A 25313-nucleotide genomic window follows, 5' to 3' on the forward strand; every position below is an offset into this window, starting at 1 on the left:
CGACGAGCTTGAATTCACGCCTGGCACTGTCACAGGCAATTTGTCTGCAACTCAGGCGGGCTGCGCTTGTCACAAAGGCGTGCACAGCTTATCAACAGCCTTAATCACATATTCTGTGGGTAACTTTTTCGAAGCTCGCGTCGGCTGCTTGCGTATAATGCGGCCTGCTTTAGCAGAGGGCTGAGGCTGAGATTTTCCACGGCCGGGCCTGATTTTTGCTCGCTTCATCTGCTTGGCCGCTGTCCCGCACCTTGAAAATCGGGCTGCCGGTGCAATATAAGAGACCGAAAGTTCTCTGCCATGTGTTCCGCCAACCCGGCGCTTCGCCGGTATTCATCCAACGATTGATTGATTCATTGCCAAGGGTTTGATGCCATCGCCAATACGTCGCCTGCTGCTAATGATGCTCACGCTGCTGTTTCCGCTGCAATTGTTCGCGGCAACAGTGGAGCATCTGTCGCAGGCTGCGCAAACGGATCAGGCTCAGCAGATGTCGATCACACCGAGCGGCGCCGAGCGGTTTGCTGCAATCGATGCGGCTGCTTCTGCCGATCCGCTGCAGGTGTTTTCGCAAAGCGGAGAGGGCAGCCCGCCTGCTGCCGATGAAGATGATGGCGGTAGTTTGAAAGCGCAGGGCGATCTGGAAGACCAGACCTTGCCTGCACAATCTGCAACGCCGGCTTTGTGCTGGCAATCGTTCCCGCATTCCTTTCCTGTTCCGGATGCGTTTGCATCTTCCAGTCTCGGCCTGTTGCGGCCGCCTCCGCTAGCCTGAGCGATCCCGGCCGCAGCGTTCGCCTTGCAGTGCATCGAAGCGCTGAAATGCGAGACCGACCGGCAGCGATTGAATCTCAGGCGCACTGATCCGTTTCAGCGCTTTCAATTGCCTGCAGCTCAGCGATCCCGGCATCGTTCCTTCGCGTTCTCTGTTTCTGGGTTTTAACTGCGATCCGATTGCGGCATCGCAGCCTGGACAGGTGGCGCGTGTTCACCCGTCGCCGTTGTCATCCATTTACTCGTCTGTCTATTTATTCATCTATCGGAATAATCATGAAACGCATAATTCTGTTCCTGGTGACCAATCTTGCCGTGATGCTGGTGCTCAGCTTCACCGCCAGCCTGCTGGGCATCAATCGTTACCTCACCGCCAACGGGCTCAACTTCGGCATGCTGCTGGCCTTCTGCGCTCTGATCGGTTTCGGCGGCTCCTTCATTTCGCTGTTCATGTCCAAGACCATTGCCAAATGGTCGACCGGCGCGCGCGTGATCGAGCAGCCGCAGAATTCCACCGAACTGTGGCTGGTGAGCACGGTGCAAAATCTCGCGACCCGCGCGCAATTGCCGATGCCTGAAGTCGCCGTTTATGACGGTCCGCCGAACGCCTTTGCCACCGGCGCCAGCAAGAGCAATTCGCTGGTGGCGGTATCGACCGGCCTGTTGCAAGGCATGACCAAGGAAGAAGTCGAAGCCGTGCTGGCGCACGAAGTCGCGCACATCGCCAATGGCGACATGGTGACGCTGACGCTGATTCAGGGCGTTGTGAATACCTTCGTCATGTTCCTGGCGCGCGTGGTCGGCTACTTCGTCGACTCGGCTCTGCGCCGCAATAACGATCAGCAGTCCGGCCCCGGCATCGGCTACATGGTGACCGTGGTGGTCTGTGAAATCGTGTTCGGCATTCTGGCCAGCGTGATCGTCATGTACTTCTCGCGTCAGCGCGAATACCGGGCCGATGCCGGTGCCGCTTCGCTGATGGGTTCGTCGACCCCGATGATCGGCGCCTTGCGTCGTCTGGGCGGCATGGAGCCGGACGGTCTGCCGCAAAATCTGCAGGCTTCCGGCATCTCGGGACGCCAGTCGTGGATGGGCCTGTTTTCCAGCCATCCGCCGCTGGAGTCGCGTATCGCCGCTCTGCAGGCGCGCGGCCGCTGATTCGGCTGAGCCTGTCATGACGATGCAACTGCGATTGAGTAGCATCGACGCAGATCGCCCTTGACCCTCGTCTGCCAATGTCGTCAGCGGTCTCGCCAGACTGCCGACGCGCGCGGCGAGAGCCCGGTTTGAATCCGGCCTCGCCGCCTGGCAGGCTGCAGCGATCCCCGCTGTTTTTTTATGCGGTATAGTTTCCCGCCAACACTTAAGCATTCCACAATTCAATCAAGAAAGGACGGCCGATGCCTCATCACACCCCCCTCATCGCAACCATCGTCGGAGGCCTGGTGCTGGCGTTCATTTTCGGAACGCTCGCGCATCGTCTGAAAATGCCGCCCTTGATCGGTTATCTGGTGGCGGGGATCGCGATCGGGCCGTTTACTCCGGGTTTCGTCGGCGATGCCGATCTGGCGCAGGAGCTGGCTGAAATCGGTGTGATTCTTCTGATGTTCGGCGTCGGTCTGCACTTCTCGCTGAAGGATCTGATGTCGGTCAAGGCCATCGCCATTCCCGGCGCTGTGGCGCAGATCGCTATTGCGACGCTGCTCGGCATGGGCATGGGCTGGGCGCTGGGCTGGCCGATGGGCGAAGGTTTTCTGTTCGGGCTGGCGCTGTCGGTAGCCAGTACCGTGGTGCTGTTGACCGCCTTGCAGGAGCGCCGTCTGGTGGAAACCAAACGCGGCCGCATCGCGGTTGGCTGGCTGATCGTGGAAGACATTGCCATGGTGCTGGCGCTGGTGCTGATTCCGGCGCTGAGCGGTTTGCTCGGTGGCAGCGGCGAAGCCATGAGCGGTAATGCGCTGCTGATCACGCTGGGCATCACGCTGGGTAAAGTGGTGGCCTTCGTCGCCGTCATGCTGATCGTCGGCCGTCGCGTGATTCCGTGGATTCTGGAGCGCATTGCCGATACCGGCTCGCGCGAACTGTTCCGTCTCGCGGTGCTGGCCATCGCGCTGGGGTTTGCGCTGGGTTCGGCCTATGTCTTCGGCGTCTCGTTCGCGCTGGGCGCCTTCTTCGCCGGCATGATCCTGTCCGAGTCTGAACTCAGCCATCGCGCCGCAGAAGAATCGCTGCCGCTGCGTGATGCGTTCGCCGTGCTGTTCTTCGTCTCGGTCGGCATGTTGTTCGATCCCTCGATTCTGCTGCGCGAGCCTTTGCTGATTCTGGCGACGGTGCTGATCATCGTGGTCGGCAAATCGCTGGCGGCATTGTTGATCGTGCGTCTGTTCGGCCATCCGCTGTCGACCGCGCTGACGATTTCGGCCAGCCTGGCGCAGATCGGCGAGTTCTCCTTCATTCTGGCGACGCTGGGCCTGTCGCTCAAATTGCTGTCGCCGGTGGCGCGCGATCTGATTCTGGGCGGCGCAATCCTTTCGATTCTGATCAATCCTTTCCTGTTCACGCTGCTGGACAAGCTCAAGCCCTATCTGGAAAAGCGCGAACAGGAAGCGGCCCCGGCAGTGCCCGATGTGGTGGCGACGGTGGCCGACGATCTGCATGACCACGTGGTGCTGGTCGGCTACGGCCGCGTCGGTCGCACCATCGGTGAAGGTCTGCGAGCCCAGGGCCGTCCCTTCGTGGTGGTGGAAGGGCAGATCGAGACGGTGGAAGAGCTGCGCGCGCAGGGCGTTTTTGCCCTGTACGGCAATGCCGCCTCGGTCGATATCTTGCAGGCCGCGCACATTGCTCGTGCACGCTGGCTGCTGGTGGCGATTCCGGAAGCCTTCGAAGCCGGCCAACTGATCGAACATGCACGCGCGGCCAATCCTTCGATTCAGATCGTGGCGCGCGCGCATTCGGATGCTGAAATCGAGCATCTGGAAAAACACGGCGCCGGCCACGTCATCATGGGCGAACGCGAGATCGCACGCGGCATGCTGGCGACGCTCAATGTGCAAGCCGCGCATTGAGATTGCGGTTCTGCTCAATTCAACTCAAGTCATCTCACATCAGCCCGCTGCAGAACCCCTGCCGGGGCTGATTTATCCATCAGCCTCCGGCCGGCCGAGCCGGGTCTTCCTGAATTAGCCTTTGCGGCATCAACATCGCTGCGTGCTCTGCAGCATTTTTTAGCGCGTGATAAAGTAGCAGCTGTTGTTGATGCCGAATTTGAACGAGTTTTCGTTCGACGCATCGCGACAATGTTCTCGGGGCGGGGTGTAATTCCCCACCGGCGGTAATCATGTTGTGAACCCGTTCATCTGCATGCAGCCCGCGAGCGCTTGGTGGCTTCGGTTGTTGTAACCGCTGCTTGCCAAGGTCAGCAGATCCGGTGCGATCCCGGAGCCGACGGTCATAGTCCGGATGAAAGAGAACGGGATGTTCACTGGCTGGCATGCTCATGCATGTGCCTTGTCGTCCCTGTACGCCCTGTTTATTTATCAAACAGGAGTCCTGAACAAATGTCTCACACCTCGCACCTCACGGCAGTCCAGTCCAATCAAGCGCATCGCATCGCCTTCATCCAGTCTTGCTGGCACAAGGAAATCGTCGATCAATGCCGCATCTCCTTCGTGGAAGAAGCGGTCAAGCTCGGCTTCAGCGCCGATGCCATCGATTTTTATGAAGTACCGGGCGCTTTTGAGATCCCGCTGCATGCCAAACTGCTGGCGCTGTCCGGCAAGCACGCCGGCATCGTCGCCACCGGTCTGGTGGTCGACGGCGGCATCTACCGTCATGATTTCGTCGCGCAATCGGTAATTTCGGCGCTGATGCAGATCCAGCTCGATACTCAGGTGCCGGTGTTTTCCGCCGTGCTGACCCCGCATCATTTCCACTCGCACAGCGAGCACCAGCAATTCTTCCACGAGCACTTCGTCGTCAAGGGCCGCGAAGCAGCTCAGGCGCTGGCGGCCACCGTGAACAAGGTGGAAGCGCTGCGCAGCAAGCTGGACGCGCCTGCGGTGCGCAATGCGGCCTGATAGTGCAGGGCGCTTTGATGCGATGATTGCGTAATGACGCAATGTGCATCAGAGCGCATGTATTCGGATGGCAAGAAAAGAAAACCGGCTCAGGCCGGTTTTTCATTGTGGGGTCGTGCGACGCTCGGCTTTTCGCTGTAGAAAATCGTCAATTGCCTTAAATTATTGTTAATTGTTGATGCGTTCTTCGAAGCAATTTGTTACAAGGCTTACCGGTTTCGTCTAGTTCTGACTTTCACCCTGGCTTACATTGAGGCTGCATTCACAGAACAAGTTAAAGGAGCCATCGTGAACAAGTCGCTAATCAAGATCGTCGGTATGTGTGCAGGCCTGGTTATCACCGGCATGCTCGCCGCGCCGGCGATGGCCGCCAATGTCGGCATCGGCGTCACCATCGGCGTTCCCGGCGCTTATTATCCGGCGCCGCAACCGGTCTACGTCCAGCCCGCCCCCGTTTATGCACCGCCTCCGGTCTATGTGCGCCCGGCGCCCGTGTATGTCCGTCCGGCACCGGTGTATGTGGAGCGTGAGGCCTATTACTACCGCGGCGGCCATCGCTATCACGGCCATCGTCCGCCACCACCCCCGCACTGGCGCGGCCACGGCTATGGTCATGATCGTCGCTGATCAGGCGTATAGCCCAAGCTGATACTTATTCACACTTACTCACAGAAATTGTGGGTAAGTGTGTGAGCAACTGTGGAATATGAGATTAAGTCCCTGATTCATAAGGAAATATAAAGTCGCCTAAAAAGTGGGCAATTGCCTGGGCAGGCGACAAAAAGGCAGGTGGATTCCCGGATTCAAGGTGAAATCGGGAATCGCGTGTTAGTCACTCGTCTTCACTTACTCATCTTTGTCCGCTCCTGCACGGCAATATTGATCGCACAATAAAAATGGTGGCCTTGGCCACCGTTTTGCATTTCAACTTGCTTATTTCACGTCATTCCATTTTTCATTTGGACGGCGGACCTGCTGCTTCGCCGGTCTTTTTCTTGGCCTGCTCGGCCGTGGCCGGTTCATCGCCGTCGATCACCAGATAGCGTTCGACCGCGCCGAAGAAGCGATCATAGAAATCGCCCGAACGGATGGTTTCGCTCGTGACGCGCACCAGCGAATCGTCGCTGGACATGAAGGGCATCGACACCGAGCCGAGCACGCTTACCCCCAGACTGGCCGAACCATTGGTTTTCTTGAGGGCAAAACCGTCCTGGGTGGCGCTGGCGAACATGCTGGAATTCTTGCCGTCCTTGCCGTCCGGCGCGCACACCACGTGGAAACTGATTTCGATATGCTTGTCCGCCTCCGGCTGGAAGCTCTTGGCGCCGTCCAGTACGGTGTTTTCAGATTTGCTGATGACATAACCTTGTCCCAGCAAAGCGCGGCGCGCAGCTTCGCAGGCGGATTTCTCACCGCTCGGGAAGGTGCGCACGAAGGTCGGCGTATCGCCGAAATCTTCCTGATGATAAAAAGCTTTTTTGTTCGTGGTGCAGGCGGACAGTGTCATTGCCAGAGTGACCGACAGCAACAATTGAACAGCTAAGTGGGGGCGACGCATTTTTACAATTCTCCGATAGCCGAAATCGCGTGGCGTGATTGTAAATTATAGGAGGGTCGGGGAGTCTGAAGAGTTCGTAAATATCGGTAACGGAAGTCTCGTCGCTGCATAATTCCCCGTCGGCATCGCTATTCTTGCCGTTTACCGGCAGTCGTCCGCCAGCTTGGCCGCCTGCCTGTGAATGATGCCGATGCCTGCTATGCTGTGAGTCAGTTCACGTTTCGCGTTTTTGCTCAGCTACCTGTGCTTGTTCAAGCATGCAGCGGGCGCGAAACATCAGCGGGGAGAACACATGGAATCATTGCAAGCACTACTGGGCACACGCCTGCCCATCATTCAGGCGCCGATGGCCGGAGTACAAGGCCATGCGCTGGCGGTGGCGGTCTCCAATGCCGGCGGCGTCGGTTCTCTGCCGTGCGCCATGCTCAGCGAAGCAGCGCTGCAAGATGAACTGAGCGCACTGCAAGCCGGCACTTCGCATCCTTATAACGTCAATTTCTTCAGTCACACGCCGCCGGTGCCGGATCAGGCGCGCGAAACGATCTGGCGTGATGCACTGGCGCCGTATTACCGCGAATTCGATATCGATCCTGCCGGCATCGTCGCCGGCCCTGGGCGCAATCCATTCAGCGCCGGGGCAGCGGATATTCTTGAAGCGTTCAGGCCCCGAGTCGTCAGTTTCCATTTCGGCCTGCCCGCGCCGGAGCTCCTGGCCCGCGTGCGCGCCTGGGGCGGCAAGATTTTGTCGTCCGCCACCACCGTGCAAGAAGCGCTGTGGCTGGAGGCGCATGGCGTCGACGCCATCATTGCGCAAGGTCTGGAAGCGGGCGGCCATCGCGGCATCTTTCTGAGCGAGGATCTGAGCACGCAGCTCGGCACCTTCGCCTTGCTGCCGCAAGTGGTGCGTGCCGTGAAAGTACCGGTGATCGCCGCCGGCGGCATTGCCGACGCCGATGGCGTGGCGGCGGCCATGGCCCTGGGCGCTGCCGGCGTCCAAATCGGCACGGCCTATATGTTGTGCCCCGAGTCCACCACCAGTAAATTGCATAGAGCGGCGCTGGCGAGCGACGCGGCGCGCCACACCGCGCTGACCAATCTCTTCACCGGCAGGCCGGCACGCGGCATCGTCAATCGCGTGATGCGCGAACTGGGGCCGCTCAGTCAATCGGCGCCCGAGTTTCCGCTGGCGACTTCCGGCATCGCGCCGCTGCGCAGCAAAGCGGAAGCGCTGGGCAATTCAGATTTTTCGCCCTTGTGGTCCGGACAGAATGCGAGTGGCTGCAAAAACCTGCCGGCCGCCGAGTTGACGCGCGAATTGATGTCGAAATGGAATGGAATTTGAGATGGGCGAGGGGCGTGCGAGGGTTTTTTAAGTTTTATTTTTGCCGCTCAAGCTTTTCTTTAAGTGGTGAAATTAGAATTTCACCTATATATTTTTGAAAAGACGTGTGAAATTTTTTTTCCAGTAAGCAAGCTGGAAGTATTTGATGGTATTGTTTTTCCCCGGAACTATCGTGAATCGCCAGAATTCGCGGCTGATTCGAATAACCTCTTGTTAAAGATAGCAAATGGATAAGAAAAAAAAGGTGGAACTGGAGCGCATACAACGCGAGTTGGTTGATGCGCACAACCGGGCCGCCTGGCAGATGGCTGCCACCATCATCAAGGCTTCGCTGGTCAAGGACGGCATGGATCAGCCGCCGACGACCGCCGAGCTGGCCGACCTCAATGCCACCATCACCAACCTGCGCAGCGTGGCGGAAGATGCGCTGGAACTGCTGAAAAGATAAGACGCAGATCGCCCAGGTCGCTTCAGCATTCGATCAAGTTGAAGCGTCTGGAATTTGCCGCGGCGTCGATCAGCACCAGCAAGCATCGCCATCATGTTCAGGAAGTTTTTCCGGACCTTATCCCCTACCCAGATGTATCCCCAGCCGCTCGCCAAGGCCTGACGGATTTGCCTGCGGCAAGCCTGCCAGAAGCAGGAGCTAAAACCGGCGGCATTCGTTTGCGCTAACTGCACCCGTCATTTGCCGCCCGGCATTTTGCTCTGAGCTTCTTCCTCGCCGGGCCTGCAGGAAATCCTTGCCGTTTTGCTATGCGGATACACGCCGCCGCCTCTGATATCGCGCCCATACCACATAGATTCATAGATGTATTGACGACAATGAAACGCCTGCTTATTCTCCGTCTGGTTTGCTTGTGAAGTCGCTATTGTTGTGACTTGCTTCCGAATTCATACAATTAAAAAGAGGGAATGATTATGTGGTCCAACTTGGCGAAAAGCCTCATTCTGCTGCTCACCGCATTGACGCTGACTGCTTGCTCGACAACCGGCAAGGAGATGGCGCAGGACGACGCGATGACGCCGCCTTCGCACGATTACCGTATCGGCCCCGGCGATGTGCTTAACATCATCGTCTGGCGCAATCCCGAAGTCTCGCTGGTGGCGCCGGTGCGCCCGGACGGCAAGATTTCGACACCGCTGGTAGAAGACATTCCTGCCAGCGGAAAAACCGCGACGCAACTGGCGCGCGATATCGAGAAGTCGCTGGAAACCTTCATCCAGCAACCGGTGGTCACCATCATCGTCACCAACTTCGTCGGCGCTTACAGCGACCAGATCCGCGTGATCGGCCAGGCCGCCAAACCGCAGGCGCTGCCTTATCGTCAGGAAATGTCGCTGCTGGACGTACTGATTGCCGTCGGCGGCATCACCGAATTCGCCGCCGGCAACAACGCCAGCGTGATCCGCGTGGTGGATGGCAAGCAGAAGAAGCTGGCGGTGCGCCTCAACGATCTGATCAAGGATGGCGATATCTCGGCCAACATGGTCATGCGGCCGGGCGATATCCTGGTGATTCCTGAAAGTATTTTCTGAGCGGTTTTGCCTGAGCGGATGCCGGTGCCGGATTTCGCTGCAGAATGAAAAGCGCGCCTTGCCGGCGCGCTTTTTTCATTTCATCGCGGCACAATCGCGAACTGCGGGCCGAGGCCGTATTGCGGTTTCACCGAGCGCCGCATGAAGATGCTCCAGGCCGTCGTCGCATCGGCCACACCGGCGTCCACGCTGTAAGCCAGCGCCGGCTGCATGTTGGACGGAAAGCCGGTCGGGTTTTCCGAATAGCCGGCCATTTCAGCCGTCTTCAATTTCAGCGCCGCGGCCATGGCCGGGCTGGCGCAGGGCAGGGAGGCCAGTCCGGCCGCTGCCGCTTCAGCGAAATTCGATTGCAGTGTGGAGGCATAAGTGCGCGCCAGATCATCGAACAGCGGGCTGCCCGGCGTGGCTCTCACATTCAGGCTGTAGGCGGCGCCGAAGATCCAGCAATAGCCGGCGCTGGTCATGCGCGCCACCGGGAATTTCGCCTTGTAGCGCAGCAGCGGTCCGGCGTTGGCAAAGCCCTGTTCGGCGATGCGGCCGATGGCCGAGGTAAAGAAATCGTCCATCCACGGCGCGATGCCCAGATTGCCGTTGTATTCGATGTTGCCGTCGACGTTGATGCCCAGCTTGTTGGCGCGCGGATTATTCGGATATTGCGCGTTGTACCAGGCCAGATTGTTTTCCACGAAACGCACGAACTGCGCCTTCAGCGGATCGCTGTCGGGCGTGATGTAAGCCGCGTCGGCGATGTTGCGCATGCTCCAGGCCTGATCGCGCACCTGACTCTGATGCACCAGCCCCTTCACGTTGCCGCGATAGCCGGGATTGGTCTTGAAGGTATTCCACATCGCCCAGAACTGCAGCTCCTCCAGCTGATAGAAATCGCCGCTCAGCAGATAGGGCAGATAGTTGAAAGCCGGCTGGTGCGCCGAGTCGGCCGCATTCGGACTGCTGCAGTCGCTGCAGACCGGAAACGCTTCCGACTTTTTGGTGGCCGGATTGATGGTGTCGCTGACGTGACCGAGTATCGTCATATAGGGATAGTTGATCAGGCTGATCGGGCGATCGGTTTTCTGGTCGCGATAATGCATAGACCAGCTGCCTGCCAGATCGCCGGTGCCCAGCGCAACGTCGCGCGCACGGCGGTCCATGCTCAGCAGATAGGTCACGCCCCAGCCAGGGATCAAGCCGATGTCGGGGCGGCCGCCGGTGGTCGGCATCTCCGGTAGTGCCTCGCCGGCGCCCATGGGCTCGGTTTTCTTGCCGCGCCAGTTGGCGCCGATGTCGCGCAGCGTCAGCTCAGAAATGAAGGTCGTGCGATCGTAATTCGGCACCGCCTTCGAGCGGATCAGATAGCCGGTGTTTTCACGCACGTTGACGCGCGGTTCATCCTTCCACCAGAAGGTCTTGCGCCAGCGTGCATGGTGGTAATGGGTGAGCGCGAGTTTGCTGTAGACATTCTTGCCGCCGACATCGATCTTGACCTCGTAGGTGAAATTCTGCGGGCCGGGTTGATAGGCCCAGTCGTTTTCCACCGTCACATCGACGCGCGTGCCGTGGCCTTCTGCATAGTTGCGGATGGCGTAACGCACATGCAAATGCGGATGCGGCTTGCCCTGCTCATCGAGCAGCGGCGCCGAGGTCAGCCATTCATTGACGATGGCGCCGGACAGCCAACTGCTGTAACGGCCCTTGCTCAATGCGTTTTTAAGCGACGCGTTGTACAGCTTGCCGTCCAGCGTGATGCTGACTGCGGCGTCGAAGCCGTCGGCCAGCAGGCTGTCGGGGCTGGCGGCGGCCTCAGGGCCTGGCTGCTGCGACTGTTTCTGCGCTTCGGTTTTGATCAGTTGCACCGGAACCGGCTTGCCGGTGGCGAGCGTAGTCACGATGGCAGACAGGATGGCATGGCGCACCGATCCATCGGCATGCGTAGCCTTGACGTTCACCTGAAAAGGCAACAGGCTGCCGTCCGCCATCTTGCCGACGATGCCTTCATTTCTTTGCAGATCGCCTTCGACGAAGGCCTGGCCGAACGTGATCGGCACTGCGGTCTGCGCGACACGCGCGGTGTTCTCGATGGCGATATCGGTGATGGCCGGTGTGCCTTCCGCAACTTGCGCTGCCGCCAGGCCCGGGGTCGCCATGAAACTCAGCAGCGCCAGCAGGCTGCAGCCAGTCAGATACTTGGCCGGTTTGAAGTAATGCATGCGTGTACCTTTTGTGTATGCCGACGTACCGGGCGCCGGATTTTGCGTCTGTACATCCTGCCTTCAGCTCAGACCGATGAGATCGATCTCAGCCACTGCACCGTGCGCTCAGCCACTTGCTGGCGCCATGCCTTGCTGGAAAAAGTGTGATTGGCGTCCGGCAGATCGAGTCTGCTGCTGCGATCATCCCCGAGCGCCGTTGCCCAGGCGCTGCCGGCCACGGCCAGATCGGCGAACTCGCGCGCCGTCAGATCCTGACCACTCAGAATCTGCAGCACCGGCCCGTCAAATTGCGTGTAGCCATCCAGCATGCGGTCCGGCAGTGCGCGCGTGTCCTGAGCGGTCGTTGCCGGCGATTTGTCGCGGCGCAAGCCCGCCGCACTTGCCACCTGCTTGAACAGCGATCCGACGGCGGCCGCGACATTGAATTTGCCGCGCAGAACTTTGAGCCACAGTTCCTTGCTGAACAGGCGCGCGATGTAATAGTGCCTGAGATAGGCCTGGGCCAGCCCGGCTTCGGTTCTGGCCCAGGGATTGACCAGCGCCAGTCCCTTGACGCGATGATCGTGGCGGGCATACAGCAGCGCCGCCGAGGCGCCGTCGCACAGTCCCCACAAGACCACGCCCGGCAAGTCCGGCGCCGCCTGCATGAAATGATCGATGGCGCAGCGGATATCCGCATCCAGTTGGTCGAAGCTGCGCGGCGCGCCTTCGCTGTCGCCCATGCCACGGCAATCGAAGCGCATGGCAGCGATGCCTTGCGCCGCAAACGCACGCGCCAGCATGGTGAACTGGCGATGGCTGCCGGCGCGGTATTGCGCGCCGCCGACCAGAATCAGTATGCCCGGCATCTGTATTTTGGGCGGCAGGCTCAGCACGCCGTACAGCGTGTCGCCTTCGCAGTCGAACTGGCAGGCCTGATCTGTGTGAGTTTCGCTGATCTCGCTCATGCGCTTTGCTCACTGTCGGCCAGCGCCAGCGCACAGCTCAGTTCGATCAGACTTGGGCTGGTGGTGGTTTCCGGCGTCGACCAGAAGGCCGGTCCGCTCAGCGTGCGCAGATCCAGTGCCACATTCTGTTGTTGCCAGTGTGCAGCGAGGCGCGTCTGCGCCGCCGGCAAGGGCGTATCTTCATTGCGCACGATTTCCAGCCAATGCAGTGCTGATGCAGTCGGTTTCAGCTTCATGGCATCCAGACTATCCAGACGCAGCGCCAGCGCCGGGCTGATGTCATAGCCGGCGATTTCCAGCGTCCGGCCGGCCTGCAGCATGTCGCGCAGGGCGACGGTGCCCTTGCTTTTGCCCGGCTGCGCGGCACTCTGAACGCCGCTCATCATCTCGCCGGCCAGCTGCAGGCGTAAAAACTGGGTCAGGAAATTTTGGCCGTTCAGCACCGGATTCCAGAGCAGCAGCGGGCCGATGTCATCCGCGTGTTCCTGAGCAAAGTCCAGGGCCAGCAAAGCGCCCAGACGCAAGCCCCAGATCCCGGGCCGCACATGCAGGCGCTGTTGCAGCCATTGAACTGCCAGCGCCAGATCGTCTTTCCATGCTTCCCAGCTGGCGTCGCCCGATTCGCCGTCGCTGTCGCCGCAGCCGTACAGGTCGATCAGCAAAACGCCGAAGCCGGCGGCGGCGAAGGCGCGCGCCTGCATCGCCGCCATGCGGCGGGCGCGGTTCATTTCATCGGCAAAAGGCGGGGCGTAGACGAAGGCGCCGCGGCAAGGCTGCGCAGGATGCGGCGCGTGGTAGATGCAGAAGCGCCGGCCTGCACCCGAGACGGCAGGCAAAAAGAAAGAGGTCGCGGAGGCTGCGCCGGTGCGCTTCATTGTCCCAGCTTGCGATCGACGAAGGCAGCCAGACTGCCCACGCTCTCGAACAGGCCGGCATCGATTTCATCGTCGGCAATGCTCAAGCCGAAGCGCTCTTCCATGCCGGTGATGACATTGATCACGGCCGCCGAATCCAGTTCGGCAATGTTGCCGAGCAGGAGCGAATCGGCGTGCAGCGCATCGGCGCGTGCGCCCAGTCCCAGCGATTCGCCCAGCAGGGCCTTGATCTGTTCTACGGTATGCATGCGGCTGTTCCACTACTAAAAGCGATTGCTGCATCAGTCTGAAAAGTCAGGCTGCGCAGCAATCGGGACGGTCTGTTTTCTGATGCCGGATACTGCGCTTAAATCTTCTTCAGCAAGGCCTTGGCATCATCCATCTGCGGGAAGGGCTTGCCGCTGGCCAGCATCTTCTCAAGAATGCTGCGCGCCTTGATCTTGTCGCCGCTCTGCACCAGTGCCGCGGCCAGGTGATAGCTGATGTCGGTGGCTTCGGGCGCGCCGTCGCTGGCCTTTTGCAAGACCTTCACGCCGCGCTCCAGATTGCCTTGCTCCACCAGAATCCAGCCCAGAGTGTCGAGCACCGGCGGGCTGTCCGGCAAAGCGGCGACGGCTTTTTCGGACGTCGCCAGCGCGCGCGGATCGCGTTCCTGCTGATACAGCCAGGCCAGATTGTTGAGGATGCCGGGGTCGTTCGGCTGCTGCTTCAGCGCCAGCTCGTACTGCACCACGGCCGGCTTGTAGGCCTTTTGCGCCAGATAGCTTTCTCCCAGATAGACATGGAAGGCGGCATCGTCAGGGTGATCCTTGAACCACTGCGCGGCGAAGGTATCCGCTTGGGCGGTCTTGCCTGCCAGCACCAGCGAGCCGTGCAGTTTCATCAGCACGCGCACGTTCTGCCGGTCGGCATTGAAGGCCTGCTCAAAGGCGCCTGCCGCCAGTTCAGGCTTCTTCTGGTAGGTCAGAATATTGCCTTCCATTTCATAGCCCATGGCGGCCTGGCCCGGCTGCTTCTGCATGCGCTTGGCCACCGCCACCGCCTTGGCGGTATCGCCGGCGCGGGTGTACAGCGAAGACTGGAACACCGCCGCATCGATGAAGTCAGGTTGCAGCACCAGTGCCTTCTTGACCGATTCCGACGCCGCCGATACATCGCCCATCGCCATTTGCGCCGAAGCCAGTTGCAATTGCGCCGGCGCCGAATCCGGCGCCAGATTGGTCAGGCGCTGATAGCTGTTGAGCGCGCCTTGCTTGTCGTTGTTGGCAAACTGCGCCTGCGCCAGCAGATCCAGCACCGCCGGATCGGTCGGATTGGCCGATTGCAGATTGCGCGCCATCGTCAGACCCTTCTGCTTGTCGCCGAACTGCAGGGTATGCTTGATCAGCTGCATGGAGGCCGGCACCGAATCGGGATTCTCGCTGCTGGCGCGTTCCAGCCACTTGGTGGCTTCGTCCTTGTTGTTCTTGAACAGCGCCAGACCGGCCAGCGCCGACATGGCCTGAACGTTCTTCTTGTTCTTGTCGAGGAAGGCTTCGAAACGCTTCCTGGCGTCGTCGGGCTTGTTTTCCTTCAGATCGATCTGTGCCAGATTGGCGACCGCCGGAAAGTAGGCCGGATCGATGCTGAGCGCCTTCTGGAAAGCCGCAGTGGCATCCGCATTCTGATTCTTGTTGAGGTAGGCCACGCCCTTCAGGTTGTACAGCAGGGGATTGTCGGTCAGCGTCTTTTCCAGCACGTTGACGGCGGCCAGCGCCTTGTCGTAATTCTTCAGACGCATCTGCGTGGCGATCAGCAGAATGCCGGCCTGCGACGATTTGGCGTCCAGCGTGGTCGCCGCTTCCAGTTGCGCCACTGCGCTCGAACCCTGGCCCAGTCCCAGATTGCTCAGACCCAGCGCCATGCGATAGTTGGCGCTTTTCGGCGCCAGCGCCACCGCCTTTTCAAAATACTCGGAGGCCTTGCTGAAGTCCTTGTTTTCCATCGCCACTTCGCCGGCCAGCGAAAGCAGTTCCGGGTCCTGCTGATTGGCCTTCAGCAGCGGCTCCAGAATGCTGGCGGCCTTGGCCTTCTGGCCGCTCTTGAGCATGGTCGAAGCCAGCAGCTTGCGCGCCGCGACATCGTTGGGGTTCTGCTCCAGATACTTGTTCAGATGCAGTTCGGCCTGCGGCATCGAGCCCAGATTGTATTGAATCGCACCGGCCAGCAGCACCGCCGGCATGAACTCAGGCGCGGCCGCCAGCACCTTCTGCACATTGGTCAGGGCGTCGGCGTTCTTGCCCTGGCTGAAGTCCAGCACCGCCTGCATGTGCGTGCCGATCAGATTCTTGGGCGCGTTTTTCTGCACGACGGCGATATCTTCCCTGGCCGCATCAAACTTCTTCTGGCGGATTTCGATATCGGCCTTGGCCACGCGTGCATCGACATGCTCGGGCCGAGCTGCCAGGACCTGATTGAGCACCGCCAGCGAGGCCTCGGTATCGCCCTGATCGCGCAGCAGATTGGCCTTGAACATCAGCACATCGATGTTGCCCGGGTTCTTGCTGATCGCCTGATCGGTGTAATTGCTGGCGGTCGGCAGATCCTTGTCGATCAGCGCGCTGCGCGCCAGACCGATCAGCGCCACCGGCAGATTGGGGTTGTCTTTCAGCGCCAGGTCGAATGCGGTCTTGGCCTGTGCGGTCTGGCCCAGACCGAGATAGGCATTGCCGCGCCACGGCGCCAGATCGGTGCGATCCGCCATGGACGCGGTTTCATCCAGCGCCTTCTGAAACTGATTTTGCATCAGCAATGTCTGCATCAGGAAGGGCATTACCTGCTCCGGCTTGGCGCCCAGGCTGATGGCCTTGCGGAATTCTTTTTCGGCGGAAGGGCCGTCGCCGTTGAACAGGCTGACCTGACCCAGCAGGAAGCGCGCTTCCATGTTGTCCGGATTCTTCTGCAGCGCGTTTTTCAGCTGGATCTCGGCGGCGGCGGTGTCGCCTTTCTGCTGATATTGCTTGGCTTCCGAAATCAGCGATTCGGTCGACTGAAAGCGATTGCAGGCAGACACGCCGCAGGCCAGAAAAAGGGCTGCGGAAATCGAAGCCGTGAGTTTGAGTTTAGGTTTCATACCAGCCATCTTGCATCCCATATGAGCATTCGTAAGGCAATTTTTAAGCGTTGTTTCCTGCGGTCTGAAGCCGTATCTGCCGGTTTCTTCGCCTGATGCGCCGCTCTGTTTTCAGCGTGTTCCAGCCGCCTGATTTTTGCCTTTCCCCAGTTCTTTTCCCTCAGAACTTTGAAGACCAGAACTATATCAGGAAGCGTCTTGCAAAATTTTCGCCGACTTGCAATTTGCCAACCCGCATTTTCATCCACTGCAAAGAATCCGACAGTGCCGGTACCCCATGTTTCGAGGCCGGAATCACCACTTTCTCGCTTGCTTACCCGCTTTTAACGGCTCATCTGTCAGAAGCTGAAATCGGCAAGCCCGGCGCGGCGCTGTCAGTCTCGCTTTTTCCGGCCCAGCGCGCGTTCAGATAATTGCGCACCGGCTTTTCCAGCAGGTAATACGAACAGATCCCGGTGGCCAGCGCCAGTGCCAGTGCAGTCAGGGAAGGCATGCCCTGGCGATAGTGCAGCAGATAAAACGCTTGTTGCCAGATGTAGAGCGAAAACGACCACAGGCCCAGTTGCCGCAGTGGATAAAACGACAAGGCTTTTTTTACCGGCGCCGGTGCAGCGGCCAGCAGATTGACCAGCAGCGCCAGCACGCCGACGCTGCAGATCGCGCTGATCGTCAGCGGCACCGACCACCATGCCAGCATCAACGCCGCCAGCATCAGCAGCGGATACAGCGGCGCCGGCAATGCCGGAACGCGGCGCGTGCTGAAATGCAACTGCAGCAGGGCCGAAGCGAAAATGCCGAAGGCGGCGATCTCGGAGTGATAAAACATCTGGAATTCCAGCTTGCTGCCTTCGTACATCTGGCCGTAGCAAATACAGGCGAGGATCATCAGGCCGGCACACAAGGCAATGCCGCGCGAGGCACGCCACCAGCCGCGCCGTGCGCCGAGGGCGATCAGCGACAGCAGCACATAGGATTGCTCCTCCACCGACAAGGACCAGATGTGGCCGAACGGCAAGGTGAGGTGTGCGCTGTCGCCCTGAACATAGTTGTTCACGAACAGCGCCGCACTGACGACTTCACGCCAGTCCACGTGCCGGCCGAGGGCCAGGGCGATCAGCACCATCACCGTCAGAAACACATAAAACAGAGGAAACACGCGCGAGATCCGGCGCTTGTAGAAATGCGCAATCGGCACCTCCTTGACGAACAGCAACTGCGACATCAGCAGACCGGACAGGACAAAGAAGAAATTCACGCCGACCCGGCCGAGATTGATGCCCGGCACCGGAAAGAAATGGCCGATCAGCAACAAGGCGATGGCCAGCCCGCGCCAGCCGTCCAGATAGGCGAGATGCCTGATGTCGGGCGCGCAGGCCGGGGCATCGGTGACCGATGCAGCGGTGTGGCTGGCGGCCTTGAGCTCAGCCATAGCGACGACGCAGCGCCTGTTGCACTATGCGATGCCCGGTCTTCCACCGCGGCGAAGTCAGCACCGGTGGTTGCGTGACTACCGTCGCGGGCTCCAGATCGTGGAAGCCGCGCAGCGGGAAACGGTCGCGGTTGTCGGCGAAGAAGCGGCACATGCGCGCGAAGCGCCTGATCATGATGGGATCGGCGCGATTGCGCGCCGCGTTCAGCAGTTCGAAGTTGTGCGACAGCATCATGAAGGACTTGCGTCCGGCCGCCAGCGATTGCTGCAGCAGGCCTTCCAGTTCGAGGTTGGAACAGGCGGCAAGCTGCACGTGACGCAGCTTGCCGCTGCCGTCGTTGTAGACCGTCATCGGGTATTCATACACGCCGTCGCAGGCGATCGGTTCGAATACATCCTGGCCCGGCATGACGCCGCTGTCGGGGCCGAACATGGTGCTGTTGTAGCTGCTGTCGAAGCGGATGCCGTTGACCGCCATCGCGCTCAGCGAGTCGCGGTTGAAACCGAAGCTGCCGGCGCGAAAGGCATTTACCACGCCGCCGCCTGCATGTTCTATCAGTTCCTTGCCGGCGCCGATCAGGGCGGTCTGTTCTTGCAGCGTGAACTGGCGCAGAAACTGGCGGCGCGGCTGGGCTTTTTCGATCAGCGGCTGATGCGATTCGCAGACCCATTCGGTATGCAGATGCTCTTGCACTTCCTGGCCGTGTTCGCGGATCAGACCGATGATTTCTTCCAGCGGGCCGAGCCCGAAACGGGTGGCGAACAGGGGCTCGACGAAGAACACGCCGAGCAGGCCGTGATCGCGCAGTTGCTGCAGCTTGTAGCGCAGCGCGTATTCACCGCCGTTCGGATTGCCGTAGACGTAGTTCCTGAATGCCTGCGGAAAGCGCGCGTCGAGATCGTGCCAGCCGTTGCACCAGATTTCCACATCGACAGTAAAGAACACATCTAACTTGGGCATGATGCTTGGACTCAAAGGGTCATTCAGAGGGGGATTCAGGACTTCGGGCGCCTGCGCGGCATGGCTGCCCTCAGCCGATATTGTCGACCTTGTCGAACAGCTGCTCCAGCATCAGGCCATCCATGAAGAACTTGGTGGCCCAGTTGGGATAACGGTATTTCATGTAGCTGCCGTTGACAGGATGAGAGCCTTTCAAGGCGCCGCGCACGTTCAGATTGTCGGTGCGCAGATCCTGAATGCTCATGTTGAAGCGATTGGCGCGTCTGGCGTATTCGATCAGGCCGGCGTCGCCGCTCAGTTGCGCCAGCCGCAGCCAGTTGATCGCCATCTGCGAATTACCGGTAATGCAGGACCAGCTTACCCGGGTAGTCCACTGCGGCGTGTAATAAGCGGGCAGGGCGCCGTCGGCGCGTTGCTGCAGGGCTACCATCCTGGCCATGTGCAAGGCGCGCGCGATGAAATCCGGGCGATTGGCGGCCACGCCGACCTCCAGAATGCCGCGTATCGAATAGGCAATCGTATGCGTCAGCGCCGTCAGGTCGGGATTCTGCGCCAGGCAATTGTCGGGCAACCAGCCGTTTTCCTGCGCGCGCGACAGCGTCCATTCCACATTTTTCACTGCTGCCAGCAGGTAGCGCTCATCGCCCACCGCCTGAAACGCGCGCACCATGCCGAACGAGGAACGGGTGTTGTAGCTGTTGACCTTGGAGGTGGTGAACGGTGACGGAAAGCGGCGCCAGGCGCCGTCCTCATCCTGCGCTGCCAGCAGCCAGTCGGTGGCGCGGATCAGCGAGACGCGGAAGTCTTCATTGCCGGTGTTCTGATAAGCGCTGGCCCAGCCGAACAGGGCCTGGCCGGTATTGAAAATGGTCGGCGCCACGATCTCGGCGTCCATGGTGCCGGCGCGCACGCCGCCGTCAGCCATCTGGATCTCGCTTTCCCATTGCGTCATGCGCAACGCCGCTGCGGCGTATTCGGGCGCGTCGTAGTTTTTCGCGTAATCGTAAAGCGTGGGAATGATGTAGCCGGTGGTTTCCGGGTAAGAGGCATTCCATTTTCTGGCACGGATATCGTAGCTGTGCGCCACACCATCGTCGGCAGTGGAACGCTGCGCCAGCAGCAGCCAGTCGGCTGCGGCTTTCAGATGCTGTTCTATCGATTGCACCGGCGCCACGCTCGCGCCCAGTTTGTCTTTGATCACTTGTTTGATGTGTTGCACGATGCAAATCTCCGGAATTACCTGTGAATTGATTGACTCGGCGCATGCGCCGCGCCGTTGCCACCGCCGCGGCGCTGCAGATGCAGCGCCTGCTGCAAGTGACTGCGAATGCTTCTGACCTGCGCAGCGCCGATGGCCGGGCCGCAAGGCAGACCCAGCAAGCCCGTCGCCAGTCGCTCGGCTTTGCGGGTGGAAGCTTGCGACGAAAACGGTACTTTATAACCCAGCCGGCTTTCAATCCGCTGACGATGCAGATAAGCGCGGCAGGCGCCGAGGTCGCTGCCCTCAGGCAGGCTCAGCATGATGCGCGACAGATATCGGCCGGGCGCGTATTGCGGGAAGCCGATTTCCGGAAGTTCCAGAAATTCGTGATGGTAAATCTCGGCGATGCGTTTCTTGTCGGCATGTATCTGCGACAGCCGTTGCAATTGCACTCTTGCGATGCCGGCATCCAGATTGCCGATGCGGGCTTGCTGGCGGGGCGCGGACATCGGCTGGCGCCAACCAAGGCGCGCGCCGATGTCGGCGAGACGGTCGCCGCTGCTGCCGGTCACCGGCGTCCACAGATAATTCCAGAGAAATTCCACCAGCGCCTGCAGACGTCCCGAGGGCGGCGGCAGCTGGCGGAACGCCGCGCTGATGTCGGCATCCAGTTCGGGATTGTTGACCAGCAAAATACCGCCCGAGCCGCGTACGCCGGTGACGATGGTTTTCGACTGCGCAAAGCTGATCAGGCCGACATCGCCGAAGCCGCCCAGCAGCTTGCCTTCCTGTTCGATGCCGGCCAGTTGCGCAGCATCGTCGATCAGAAACACGCCGGCGCTGCGACACAGCGCTTCGATCTCAGCGATGCGCGCCGGGCAGCCGAACATGTGCGGCGCGACCACCGCCAGCGTATTACCGCCATGCTCATCCAGAGCTTGCGCCACGGCCGCCGGCAGCAGATTGAGATCGTCGGCTATCTCGAGCGGTACGGGGTCGAGGCCGCTGGCGGCGATGCTCTGAACCACGATAGGACAGACATAGGCCGGCACCAGCACCTGCGTGCGCGCCGGCATGCGTCGCATGAACGCCGCCAGCGCCATCTCCAGCGCGGTGTGGGCATAGTTCACCGGATACACGCTGGCGCCCTGATAACTTGCACCCATCTCCGCCGCCAGCCCGGCGCCGTGGGCGCCACGCGTGAGGCCGCCGCTGAGCAGGCTCAGCAGGGCGCTACGGTATTCGGCGCCGGACCAGTCGGCGTAGGAGATGGGCAGATGCTTCATTTTTTCAGGCGCGAGCGCACCCGCTCCAGCATGAAATCGATCCAGGGCAGCGGGTCGTTCCAGCGCAGATAGGCGTCCGCCACCGGAGCGCCGGCAGAGCGCCGGTCGACCTTGCCGCCGCCTTGTTCGAACGACCATTTGTCGGCTTGCGGATCGCGCCAGATGACGGCTTGCGAGCGTGGCTTGACGCCGGGCGCCGGCAGGTCGACTTCATGCAGATAGGCCGCGAAGGGAATGTTCACGCCGTTCAAGGTCGCCACTTCCTGCTGATAGTCGGTGCGGCCGACAGTCGGTTCTACCATGTAGAACTTGCCGTCGCGGCTGTCGCGTTTGTACTCCATGCTGCCCATGCCGCTGAAGCCGACTTCGGCGAAGAAGGCGCGCGTCATTTCGGTCAGCGTGTCCTGAAACTCCCAGGCTGCGGTGCAACTGGCGGTGCCGCCGATGCGCGGCGGCCACGACCTGATCTTGCGGCCCGTGAAGGAGCTCACGACCGCGCCATCGACGTCCAGATATTGCAGGCAGAAATAGATTTCGTCGTCTTCGCCTTCTATCCATTCCTGCGCCACCATGTCGGGCAGCACCGGCGCAATGTCGGCGAACAGCGCGGCGACTTCTTCCGCCGACTTCACCTTGTAGGCCTTCTGAAAACGCGCACCGTATTCGTAGCTTTTCTCGGAGGGTTTGAACACGCAGGGGAAACGCAGCCTGCTCAGTTGCGCCAGGTCTTCCTGCTTCTGAATGCGCACGGTCCTGGGTACCGGCGCCCGGCAGGCCTCGGCCAGCTCGCTGAAACCCTGCTTGTGCATCAATTGCATCAGGCGCTCATGCTGCGGCAGCCGGATCAGGAAGGCCGGCATGATGCGCTCGCGTTGCGCCGACACGGTATTCACGCTTTTTTCTTCGGTCAGGAACAGCACCGGCGGCGTCGATAATTCCCTGGTCAGCGCCAGCAGACTCTCCACCAGGCTGTCGCCTTCCAGCGAAGCGACCAGATGCTTGCGCCCGTAGCGTGAACGCATCGCCGGCGATGCCGGATTGCTATCCACCACGATCAGCGGCACGCCGACACTGCCCAGACTGCGCACGATGCCCAGCGCATTGAGACCGCCGCCAACCACGATGGCCTGATTCACGCGATTCTTGTAGGGGATGTTCACGGTTTTGAATTCCTTTGCGAGCGCACGAAAGGCCAGCGTTCGAAGCGCGGCGAGTTGATGCCAAGATCCCTCAGGATCTGGCGAATTTCCAGCATGGCATCGCGGTCGCCATAGATGATCCACAGGGCATAGGTGAGTGCCCCGGCCAGCACTTCCAGCACCAGAATCGCCGCCACCGGCAGGCCGGCGTAATACAGCGCCAGGCGCACCAGTTGCACCACCACCGCCATCAGCACGGCGCCGCCCAGAATCGGCAACAGGCTGCGGTAGTAATGCAGCATCGGCAAACCGATCAGGCGCGAGACGTCGCGCAGCAGCTTGATCGACAGCAGCGGGTAGACCGCCACCCAGGCGATCGACACGCCGCGCAGACCGTCCAGCCAGGCGCCGCCGATAAAGGCCAGCGTCATGACCACGGCGCACATGCCGGTATAGATCGCCAGCTTTTTGACGTTGCCGATGCTGCTCAACATTTGCGACAGCAGCGGATCAATCGACTTGATCAGGCCCATCAGGCAGAGTGCGGCAAAGGGAATCAGGCAGTCTATCCATTTGGGGCCGAGCACCACCAGGATCAGTTCGTGCGAACAGGCCATCATGCCCAGCAGCGCCGGATAGGTGACATAGGCGATGCCGCGCGTGAGCTTGATCAGCACCGAGCACAGGCGCTCGTGATCCTGCTGCAGCTTGGAAAACAGCGGCGAAGCCACGTTGATCACCAGCGACGTGATCTGGCTGCTGGGCAAGGTGGCCAGCGAAAATGCCATGCCGTAAATACCCAGCAAGGCCGGGCCCAGCAGTTTGCCGATCACGGCGCGGTCGGCATTGCTGTACAGGAACCAGAACACCCGGGTGGTAGTGACGTGCATGCCGTAGATCGCCAGATCGACCGCTTCGCGAATGCCGTAACGGCCTTTCGGGCGCCACGGCGACAGCAGGTAGAAACCGATGGAGCAGACCGCGGCCGCCACCAGCGAACCCCACACCAGCGACCACACGCCGAAGCCGGCGGCAGCCAGTGCGATGCTGACGACGCTCTGGATCAGGATCGACAGAATGGTGGTGCCGGCAATCGCCTTGAACTGCATTTCCTTGCGCAGAAAGGCTTCCGGCACGGTACCGAAGGCGCCGATGACGAAACCGATCGCCAGCGTCGAAATCATGGCCTGCAACTCGTCATGATGAAAGAAATGCGCAATCGGCCTGCTCGCGGCCACCACCAGCAGCAGCAACACCACGCTGGAGGCAATCGCGATGGCGAAGCAGCCGTTGACCTGAGCCTGCTGCAGATTGGGCCTTTGCACGATGGCCGAGCCGATGCCGATTTCATTGAAGAAACCGACGAAGCTGATGAACATCATCGCGATTTCCATCAGGCCGTAATCGGCCGGACTCAGCATGCGCGCCAGCAGCAGCGTGGTGCCCAGCGAGATCACCTTGCCCAGCGCGCCGCCGATGCCGAGATGGCTGATGGCCTTGATGGTCTTGGAGCGCAGATCGTTTTGCATGGTCTCAGCTTTCCCCGTGGCGCGGGCCGGCGCCGGGCGCCACGCCTGTGCAGCCGTCGAACAAGGCCGCCAGCTGGCGCGCGCGATGGGTGCGCGAGGAGGCGGTCACCAGTTCTTCGCTGGCGATCCGTGCGGTGCCGGCGCGAATCTGCGCGATGAAGCTGCTCAGCACCGGCACGATGGCATCGCTCGAATCCATCTGCGCGATATCCCTGAAACCCGCCGCCAGCAGCGCATTGGCAGTTTCGCCGGCGGGGTCGAGCAAGCCCATCACGGGTTTGCGCGCGCGGAAATATTCGTAAATCTTGGCCGGGATCTGGTTGTTGAAGGGCGAACCCTGAAACACCAGCAAGCCGTCGGCGGCCAGCATTTCCTTGAGCGCTTCCTGATACGGCACCGGCGGCTCGACCGCGACCAGATCCTCCACGGCGCAGCGATTCACCAGTTCCTTGAAGTAGGGGATTTCACTCGGCGCGCGCAGGATCACGCGGAAGTTCCCGGCGGTGATGCTGCCTTGCGCCTTGAGTGCCGCCAGCGCCTTGAGGAACATGGTCGGGTCGCGCCCTTCGGTATACAGCACCCCGCTGTGCACCAGCGTCAGGCGTTGCATAGGCGATGCATGGCCTTGTATGGGATTAAGCGCGGGCGCGCCGGCAAACGACTGCTCGTCATAACCGTTTTCGATCACGCAGAACTTGTGATGCAGTGCTGCCGGAAAGCGCGCCTTGTATGACTCCATGGCGCCGCGCGTGGTGAAGGTGGCCCTGGTGCAGCGGGCAATGGTGCGCTGTTCTATCCAGGCGAATGCCTTGCGCTGCCATTTGTTCTTCGGATAATCGGCCTGCATCATGGGGTCGCGAAAATCGGCGATCCAGGGCAGCCCGGTCAGTTTTTGCAGGGTCAGGCCGATCAGGTGCGCGGTCGAGATCGGGAAAGTGGACCAGATCACCGCCGGTTTGTGCCGGCGGATCATCTTCAATGCGGCCGGCACCGCGAACAGCCACCAGCTGCTCCAGCGGTCGGGCACGGCCAGCAGTTCGGGATATTTGCCCTGGATGCCGAGATGGCGTTTGGCATCCAGGGCGATCGGGCGCTGCACCAGCAGACCGCCAGGCACGCTGGCGAGTTGCGAGGCATTCTTTTGTTCGTAGGCCATGGGCGCGGCGGAAATCACCATCGGCGTCCAGCCGAAGGCGCCCAGGTTTTTGGCGAAGCTCAAGGTGCGCTGTATGCCGCTGCTTTCCGATTGCGGCGGAAAGTGGAAGGCGATCAGCAAAGCGCTGTGTTTCATGTCGGCGGATGGATTTTTGTTTTGGGTGGTCATGGCAAAGC

The 25313-nt window shown here is 60.6% G+C and carries 23 protein-coding genes and 1 riboswitch; of the genes, 9 read left to right on the top strand and 14 right to left on the bottom strand.

The window, feature by feature from the left end; genetic code table 11:
- Nucleotides 1-370 precede the first annotated feature (370 nt).
- From PQR62_RS04875 to PQR62_RS04895, 5 genes are all read left to right on the top strand, one after another.
- Nucleotides 371-775: a hypothetical protein gene (locus PQR62_RS04875; protein WP_408155361.1), complete on the top strand. Its 405-nt coding sequence runs from the start codon at nt 371-373 to the stop codon at nt 773-775.
- 275 nt (nt 776-1050) lie between these two features.
- A complete protein-coding gene (gene htpX / locus PQR62_RS04880) occupies nt 1051-1932 on the top strand; it encodes a protease HtpX (protein ID WP_408155363.1) in 882 nt (293 codons plus the stop codon).
- Between the two features lie 242 nt (nt 1933-2174).
- Complete coding sequence (ybaL, locus tag PQR62_RS04885; RefSeq protein WP_408155365.1) at nt 2175-3842, top strand: YbaL family putative K(+) efflux transporter; 1668 nt, start codon at nt 2175-2177, stop codon at nt 3840-3842.
- Nucleotides 3843-4071: 229 nt separating this feature from the next.
- Nucleotides 4072-4252: riboswitch (FMN riboswitch) on the top strand.
- A gap of 82 nt (nt 4253-4334) precedes the next feature.
- Nucleotides 4335-4853 (top strand): 6,7-dimethyl-8-ribityllumazine synthase, encoded by a 519-nt coding sequence (locus PQR62_RS04890; protein WP_408155367.1) that lies wholly within the window; start codon nt 4335-4337, stop codon nt 4851-4853.
- Nucleotides 4854-5171: 318 nt separating this feature from the next.
- Complete coding sequence (locus PQR62_RS04895; protein ID WP_408155738.1) at nt 5172-5480, top strand: hypothetical protein; 309 nt, start codon at nt 5172-5174, stop codon at nt 5478-5480.
- Nucleotides 5481-5808: 328 nt separating this feature from the next.
- Here PQR62_RS04895 and PQR62_RS04900 read toward each other — a convergent pair whose 3' ends face one another.
- Entirely contained in the window at nt 5809-6411 is a 603-nt protein-coding gene (locus tag PQR62_RS04900; protein WP_408155368.1) for a DUF2242 domain-containing protein, read from the bottom strand.
- A 292-nt stretch (nt 6412-6703) separates the two neighbouring features.
- On the opposite strand from PQR62_RS04900, the gene PQR62_RS04905 reads away from it, so the two are divergent.
- The 4 genes from PQR62_RS04905 to PQR62_RS04920 all read left to right on the top strand — a co-directional run bounded on the left by PQR62_RS04905 (nt 6704) and on the right by PQR62_RS04920 (nt 9292).
- A complete protein-coding gene (locus tag PQR62_RS04905; RefSeq protein ID WP_408155370.1) occupies nt 6704-7753 on the top strand; it encodes an NAD(P)H-dependent flavin oxidoreductase in 1050 nt (349 codons plus the stop codon).
- A gap of 226 nt (nt 7754-7979) precedes the next feature.
- A complete protein-coding gene (locus PQR62_RS04910) occupies nt 7980-8201 on the top strand; it encodes a hypothetical protein (RefSeq protein ID WP_408155372.1) in 222 nt (73 codons plus the stop codon).
- A gap of 38 nt (nt 8202-8239) precedes the next feature.
- On the top strand, nt 8240-8428 hold the full coding sequence (locus tag PQR62_RS04915; RefSeq protein ID WP_408155374.1) for a hypothetical protein: 189 nt from the start codon (nt 8240-8242) through the stop codon (nt 8426-8428).
- 246 nt (nt 8429-8674) lie between these two features.
- Complete coding sequence (locus PQR62_RS04920; RefSeq protein ID WP_408155376.1) at nt 8675-9292, top strand: XrtA/PEP-CTERM system exopolysaccharide export protein; 618 nt, start codon at nt 8675-8677, stop codon at nt 9290-9292.
- Between the two features lie 80 nt (nt 9293-9372).
- On the opposite strand, the gene PQR62_RS04925 is transcribed toward PQR62_RS04920, so the two are convergent.
- From PQR62_RS04925 to PQR62_RS04985, 13 genes are all read right to left on the bottom strand, one after another.
- Nucleotides 9373-11499 carry a hypothetical protein gene (locus PQR62_RS04925; protein WP_408155378.1) on the bottom strand — a complete coding sequence of 709 codons (2127 nt, stop codon included), beginning with the start codon at nt 11497-11499 and terminating at the stop codon, nt 9373-9375.
- Between the two features lie 68 nt (nt 11500-11567).
- Nucleotides 11568-12449, bottom strand: a complete 882-nt coding sequence (locus tag PQR62_RS04930; protein ID WP_408155380.1) for a hydrolase 1, exosortase A system-associated — start codon at nt 12447-12449, stop codon at nt 11568-11570.
- Nucleotides 12446-13324, bottom strand: coding sequence for a hydrolase 2, exosortase A system-associated (locus PQR62_RS04935; RefSeq protein WP_408155382.1), 879 nt, complete (start codon nt 13322-13324; stop codon nt 12446-12448). Before PQR62_RS04935 ends, PQR62_RS04930 begins: the two co-directional genes overlap by 4 nt.
- Nucleotides 13321-13572 carry a phosphopantetheine-binding protein gene (locus PQR62_RS04940; protein ID WP_408155384.1) on the bottom strand — a complete coding sequence of 84 codons (252 nt, stop codon included), beginning with the start codon at nt 13570-13572 and terminating at the stop codon, nt 13321-13323. The genes PQR62_RS04935 and PQR62_RS04940 overlap by 4 nt, the downstream gene beginning before the upstream one ends.
- 98 nt (nt 13573-13670) lie before the next feature.
- Nucleotides 13671-16436, bottom strand: coding sequence for an XrtA/PEP-CTERM system TPR-repeat protein PrsT (gene prsT, locus PQR62_RS04945; protein ID WP_408155386.1), 2766 nt, complete (start codon nt 16434-16436; stop codon nt 13671-13673).
- Entirely contained in the window at nt 16433-16684 is a 252-nt protein-coding gene (locus PQR62_RS04950; protein ID WP_408155388.1) for a hypothetical protein, read from the bottom strand. Before PQR62_RS04950 ends, prsT begins: the two co-directional genes overlap by 4 nt.
- A gap of 83 nt (nt 16685-16767) precedes the next feature.
- Nucleotides 16768-17865, bottom strand: a complete 1098-nt coding sequence (locus PQR62_RS04955; protein ID WP_408155390.1) for an acyltransferase family protein — start codon at nt 17863-17865, stop codon at nt 16768-16770.
- Complete coding sequence (locus tag PQR62_RS04960) at nt 17858-18826, bottom strand: polysaccharide deacetylase family protein (protein ID WP_408155392.1); 969 nt, start codon at nt 18824-18826, stop codon at nt 17858-17860. Before PQR62_RS04960 ends, PQR62_RS04955 begins: the two co-directional genes overlap by 8 nt.
- A 70-nt stretch (nt 18827-18896) precedes the next feature.
- Complete coding sequence (locus PQR62_RS04965) at nt 18897-20045, bottom strand: pectate lyase (RefSeq protein ID WP_408155394.1); 1149 nt, start codon at nt 20043-20045, stop codon at nt 18897-18899.
- Nucleotides 20046-20062: 17 nt separating this feature from the next.
- Entirely contained in the window at nt 20063-21313 is a 1251-nt protein-coding gene (locus PQR62_RS04970; protein ID WP_408155396.1) for a DegT/DnrJ/EryC1/StrS family aminotransferase, read from the bottom strand.
- On the bottom strand, nt 21310-22473 hold the full coding sequence (locus PQR62_RS04975; protein ID WP_408155398.1) for a carboxylate--amine ligase: 1164 nt from the start codon (nt 22471-22473) through the stop codon (nt 21310-21312). The genes PQR62_RS04970 and PQR62_RS04975 overlap by 4 nt, the downstream gene beginning before the upstream one ends.
- Complete coding sequence (locus PQR62_RS04980) at nt 22470-23981, bottom strand: lipopolysaccharide biosynthesis protein (RefSeq protein WP_408155400.1); 1512 nt, start codon at nt 23979-23981, stop codon at nt 22470-22472. Before PQR62_RS04980 ends, PQR62_RS04975 begins: the two co-directional genes overlap by 4 nt.
- 4 nt (nt 23982-23985) lie before the next feature.
- On the bottom strand, nt 23986-25305 hold the full coding sequence (locus tag PQR62_RS04985; RefSeq protein ID WP_408155402.1) for a glycosyltransferase: 1320 nt from the start codon (nt 25303-25305) through the stop codon (nt 23986-23988).
- Between the last annotated feature and the right edge of the window lie 8 nt (nt 25306-25313).

This window comes from Herbaspirillum lusitanum (assembly GCF_046025995.1).
In the GTDB taxonomy this organism is placed as follows: Bacteria; Pseudomonadota; Gammaproteobacteria; order Burkholderiales; family Burkholderiaceae_D; genus Herbaspirillum; species Herbaspirillum lusitanum_A.

Coding starts and splice junctions, on each gene's coding strand:
- PQR62_RS04875 (WP_408155361.1), top strand. CDS start 371: ATGCCATCGCCAATACGTCGCCTGCTGCTAATGATGCTCACGCTGCTG.
- htpX (WP_408155363.1), top strand. CDS start 1,051: ATGAAACGCATAATTCTGTTCCTGGTGACCAATCTTGCCGTGATGCTG.
- ybaL (WP_408155365.1), top strand. CDS start 2,175: ATGCCTCATCACACCCCCCTCATCGCAACCATCGTCGGAGGCCTGGTG.
- PQR62_RS04890 (WP_408155367.1), top strand. CDS start 4,335: ATGTCTCACACCTCGCACCTCACGGCAGTCCAGTCCAATCAAGCGCAT.
- PQR62_RS04895 (WP_408155738.1), top strand. CDS start 5,172: ATGTGTGCAGGCCTGGTTATCACCGGCATGCTCGCCGCGCCGGCGATG.
- PQR62_RS04900 (WP_408155368.1), bottom strand. CDS start 6,411: ATGCGTCGCCCCCACTTAGCTGTTCAATTGTTGCTGTCGGTCACTCTG.
- PQR62_RS04905 (WP_408155370.1), top strand. CDS start 6,704: ATGGAATCATTGCAAGCACTACTGGGCACACGCCTGCCCATCATTCAG.
- PQR62_RS04910 (WP_408155372.1), top strand. CDS start 7,980: ATGGATAAGAAAAAAAAGGTGGAACTGGAGCGCATACAACGCGAGTTG.
- PQR62_RS04920 (WP_408155376.1), top strand. CDS start 8,675: ATGTGGTCCAACTTGGCGAAAAGCCTCATTCTGCTGCTCACCGCATTG.
- PQR62_RS04925 (WP_408155378.1), bottom strand. CDS start 11,499: ATGCATTACTTCAAACCGGCCAAGTATCTGACTGGCTGCAGCCTGCTG.
- PQR62_RS04930 (WP_408155380.1), bottom strand. CDS start 12,449: ATGAGCGAGATCAGCGAAACTCACACAGATCAGGCCTGCCAGTTCGAC.
- PQR62_RS04935 (WP_408155382.1), bottom strand. CDS start 13,324: ATGAAGCGCACCGGCGCAGCCTCCGCGACCTCTTTCTTTTTGCCTGCC.
- PQR62_RS04940 (WP_408155384.1), bottom strand. CDS start 13,572: ATGCATACCGTAGAACAGATCAAGGCCCTGCTGGGCGAATCGCTGGGA.
- prsT (WP_408155386.1), bottom strand. CDS start 16,436: ATGAAACCTAAACTCAAACTCACGGCTTCGATTTCCGCAGCCCTTTTT.
- PQR62_RS04955 (WP_408155390.1), bottom strand. CDS start 17,865: ATGGCTGAGCTCAAGGCCGCCAGCCACACCGCTGCATCGGTCACCGAT.
- PQR62_RS04960 (WP_408155392.1), bottom strand. CDS start 18,826: ATGCCCAAGTTAGATGTGTTCTTTACTGTCGATGTGGAAATCTGGTGC.
- PQR62_RS04970 (WP_408155396.1), bottom strand. CDS start 21,313: ATGAAGCATCTGCCCATCTCCTACGCCGACTGGTCCGGCGCCGAATAC.
- PQR62_RS04980 (WP_408155400.1), bottom strand. CDS start 23,981: ATGCAAAACGATCTGCGCTCCAAGACCATCAAGGCCATCAGCCATCTC.
- PQR62_RS04985 (WP_408155402.1), bottom strand. CDS start 25,305: ATGACCACCCAAAACAAAAATCCATCCGCCGACATGAAACACAGCGCT.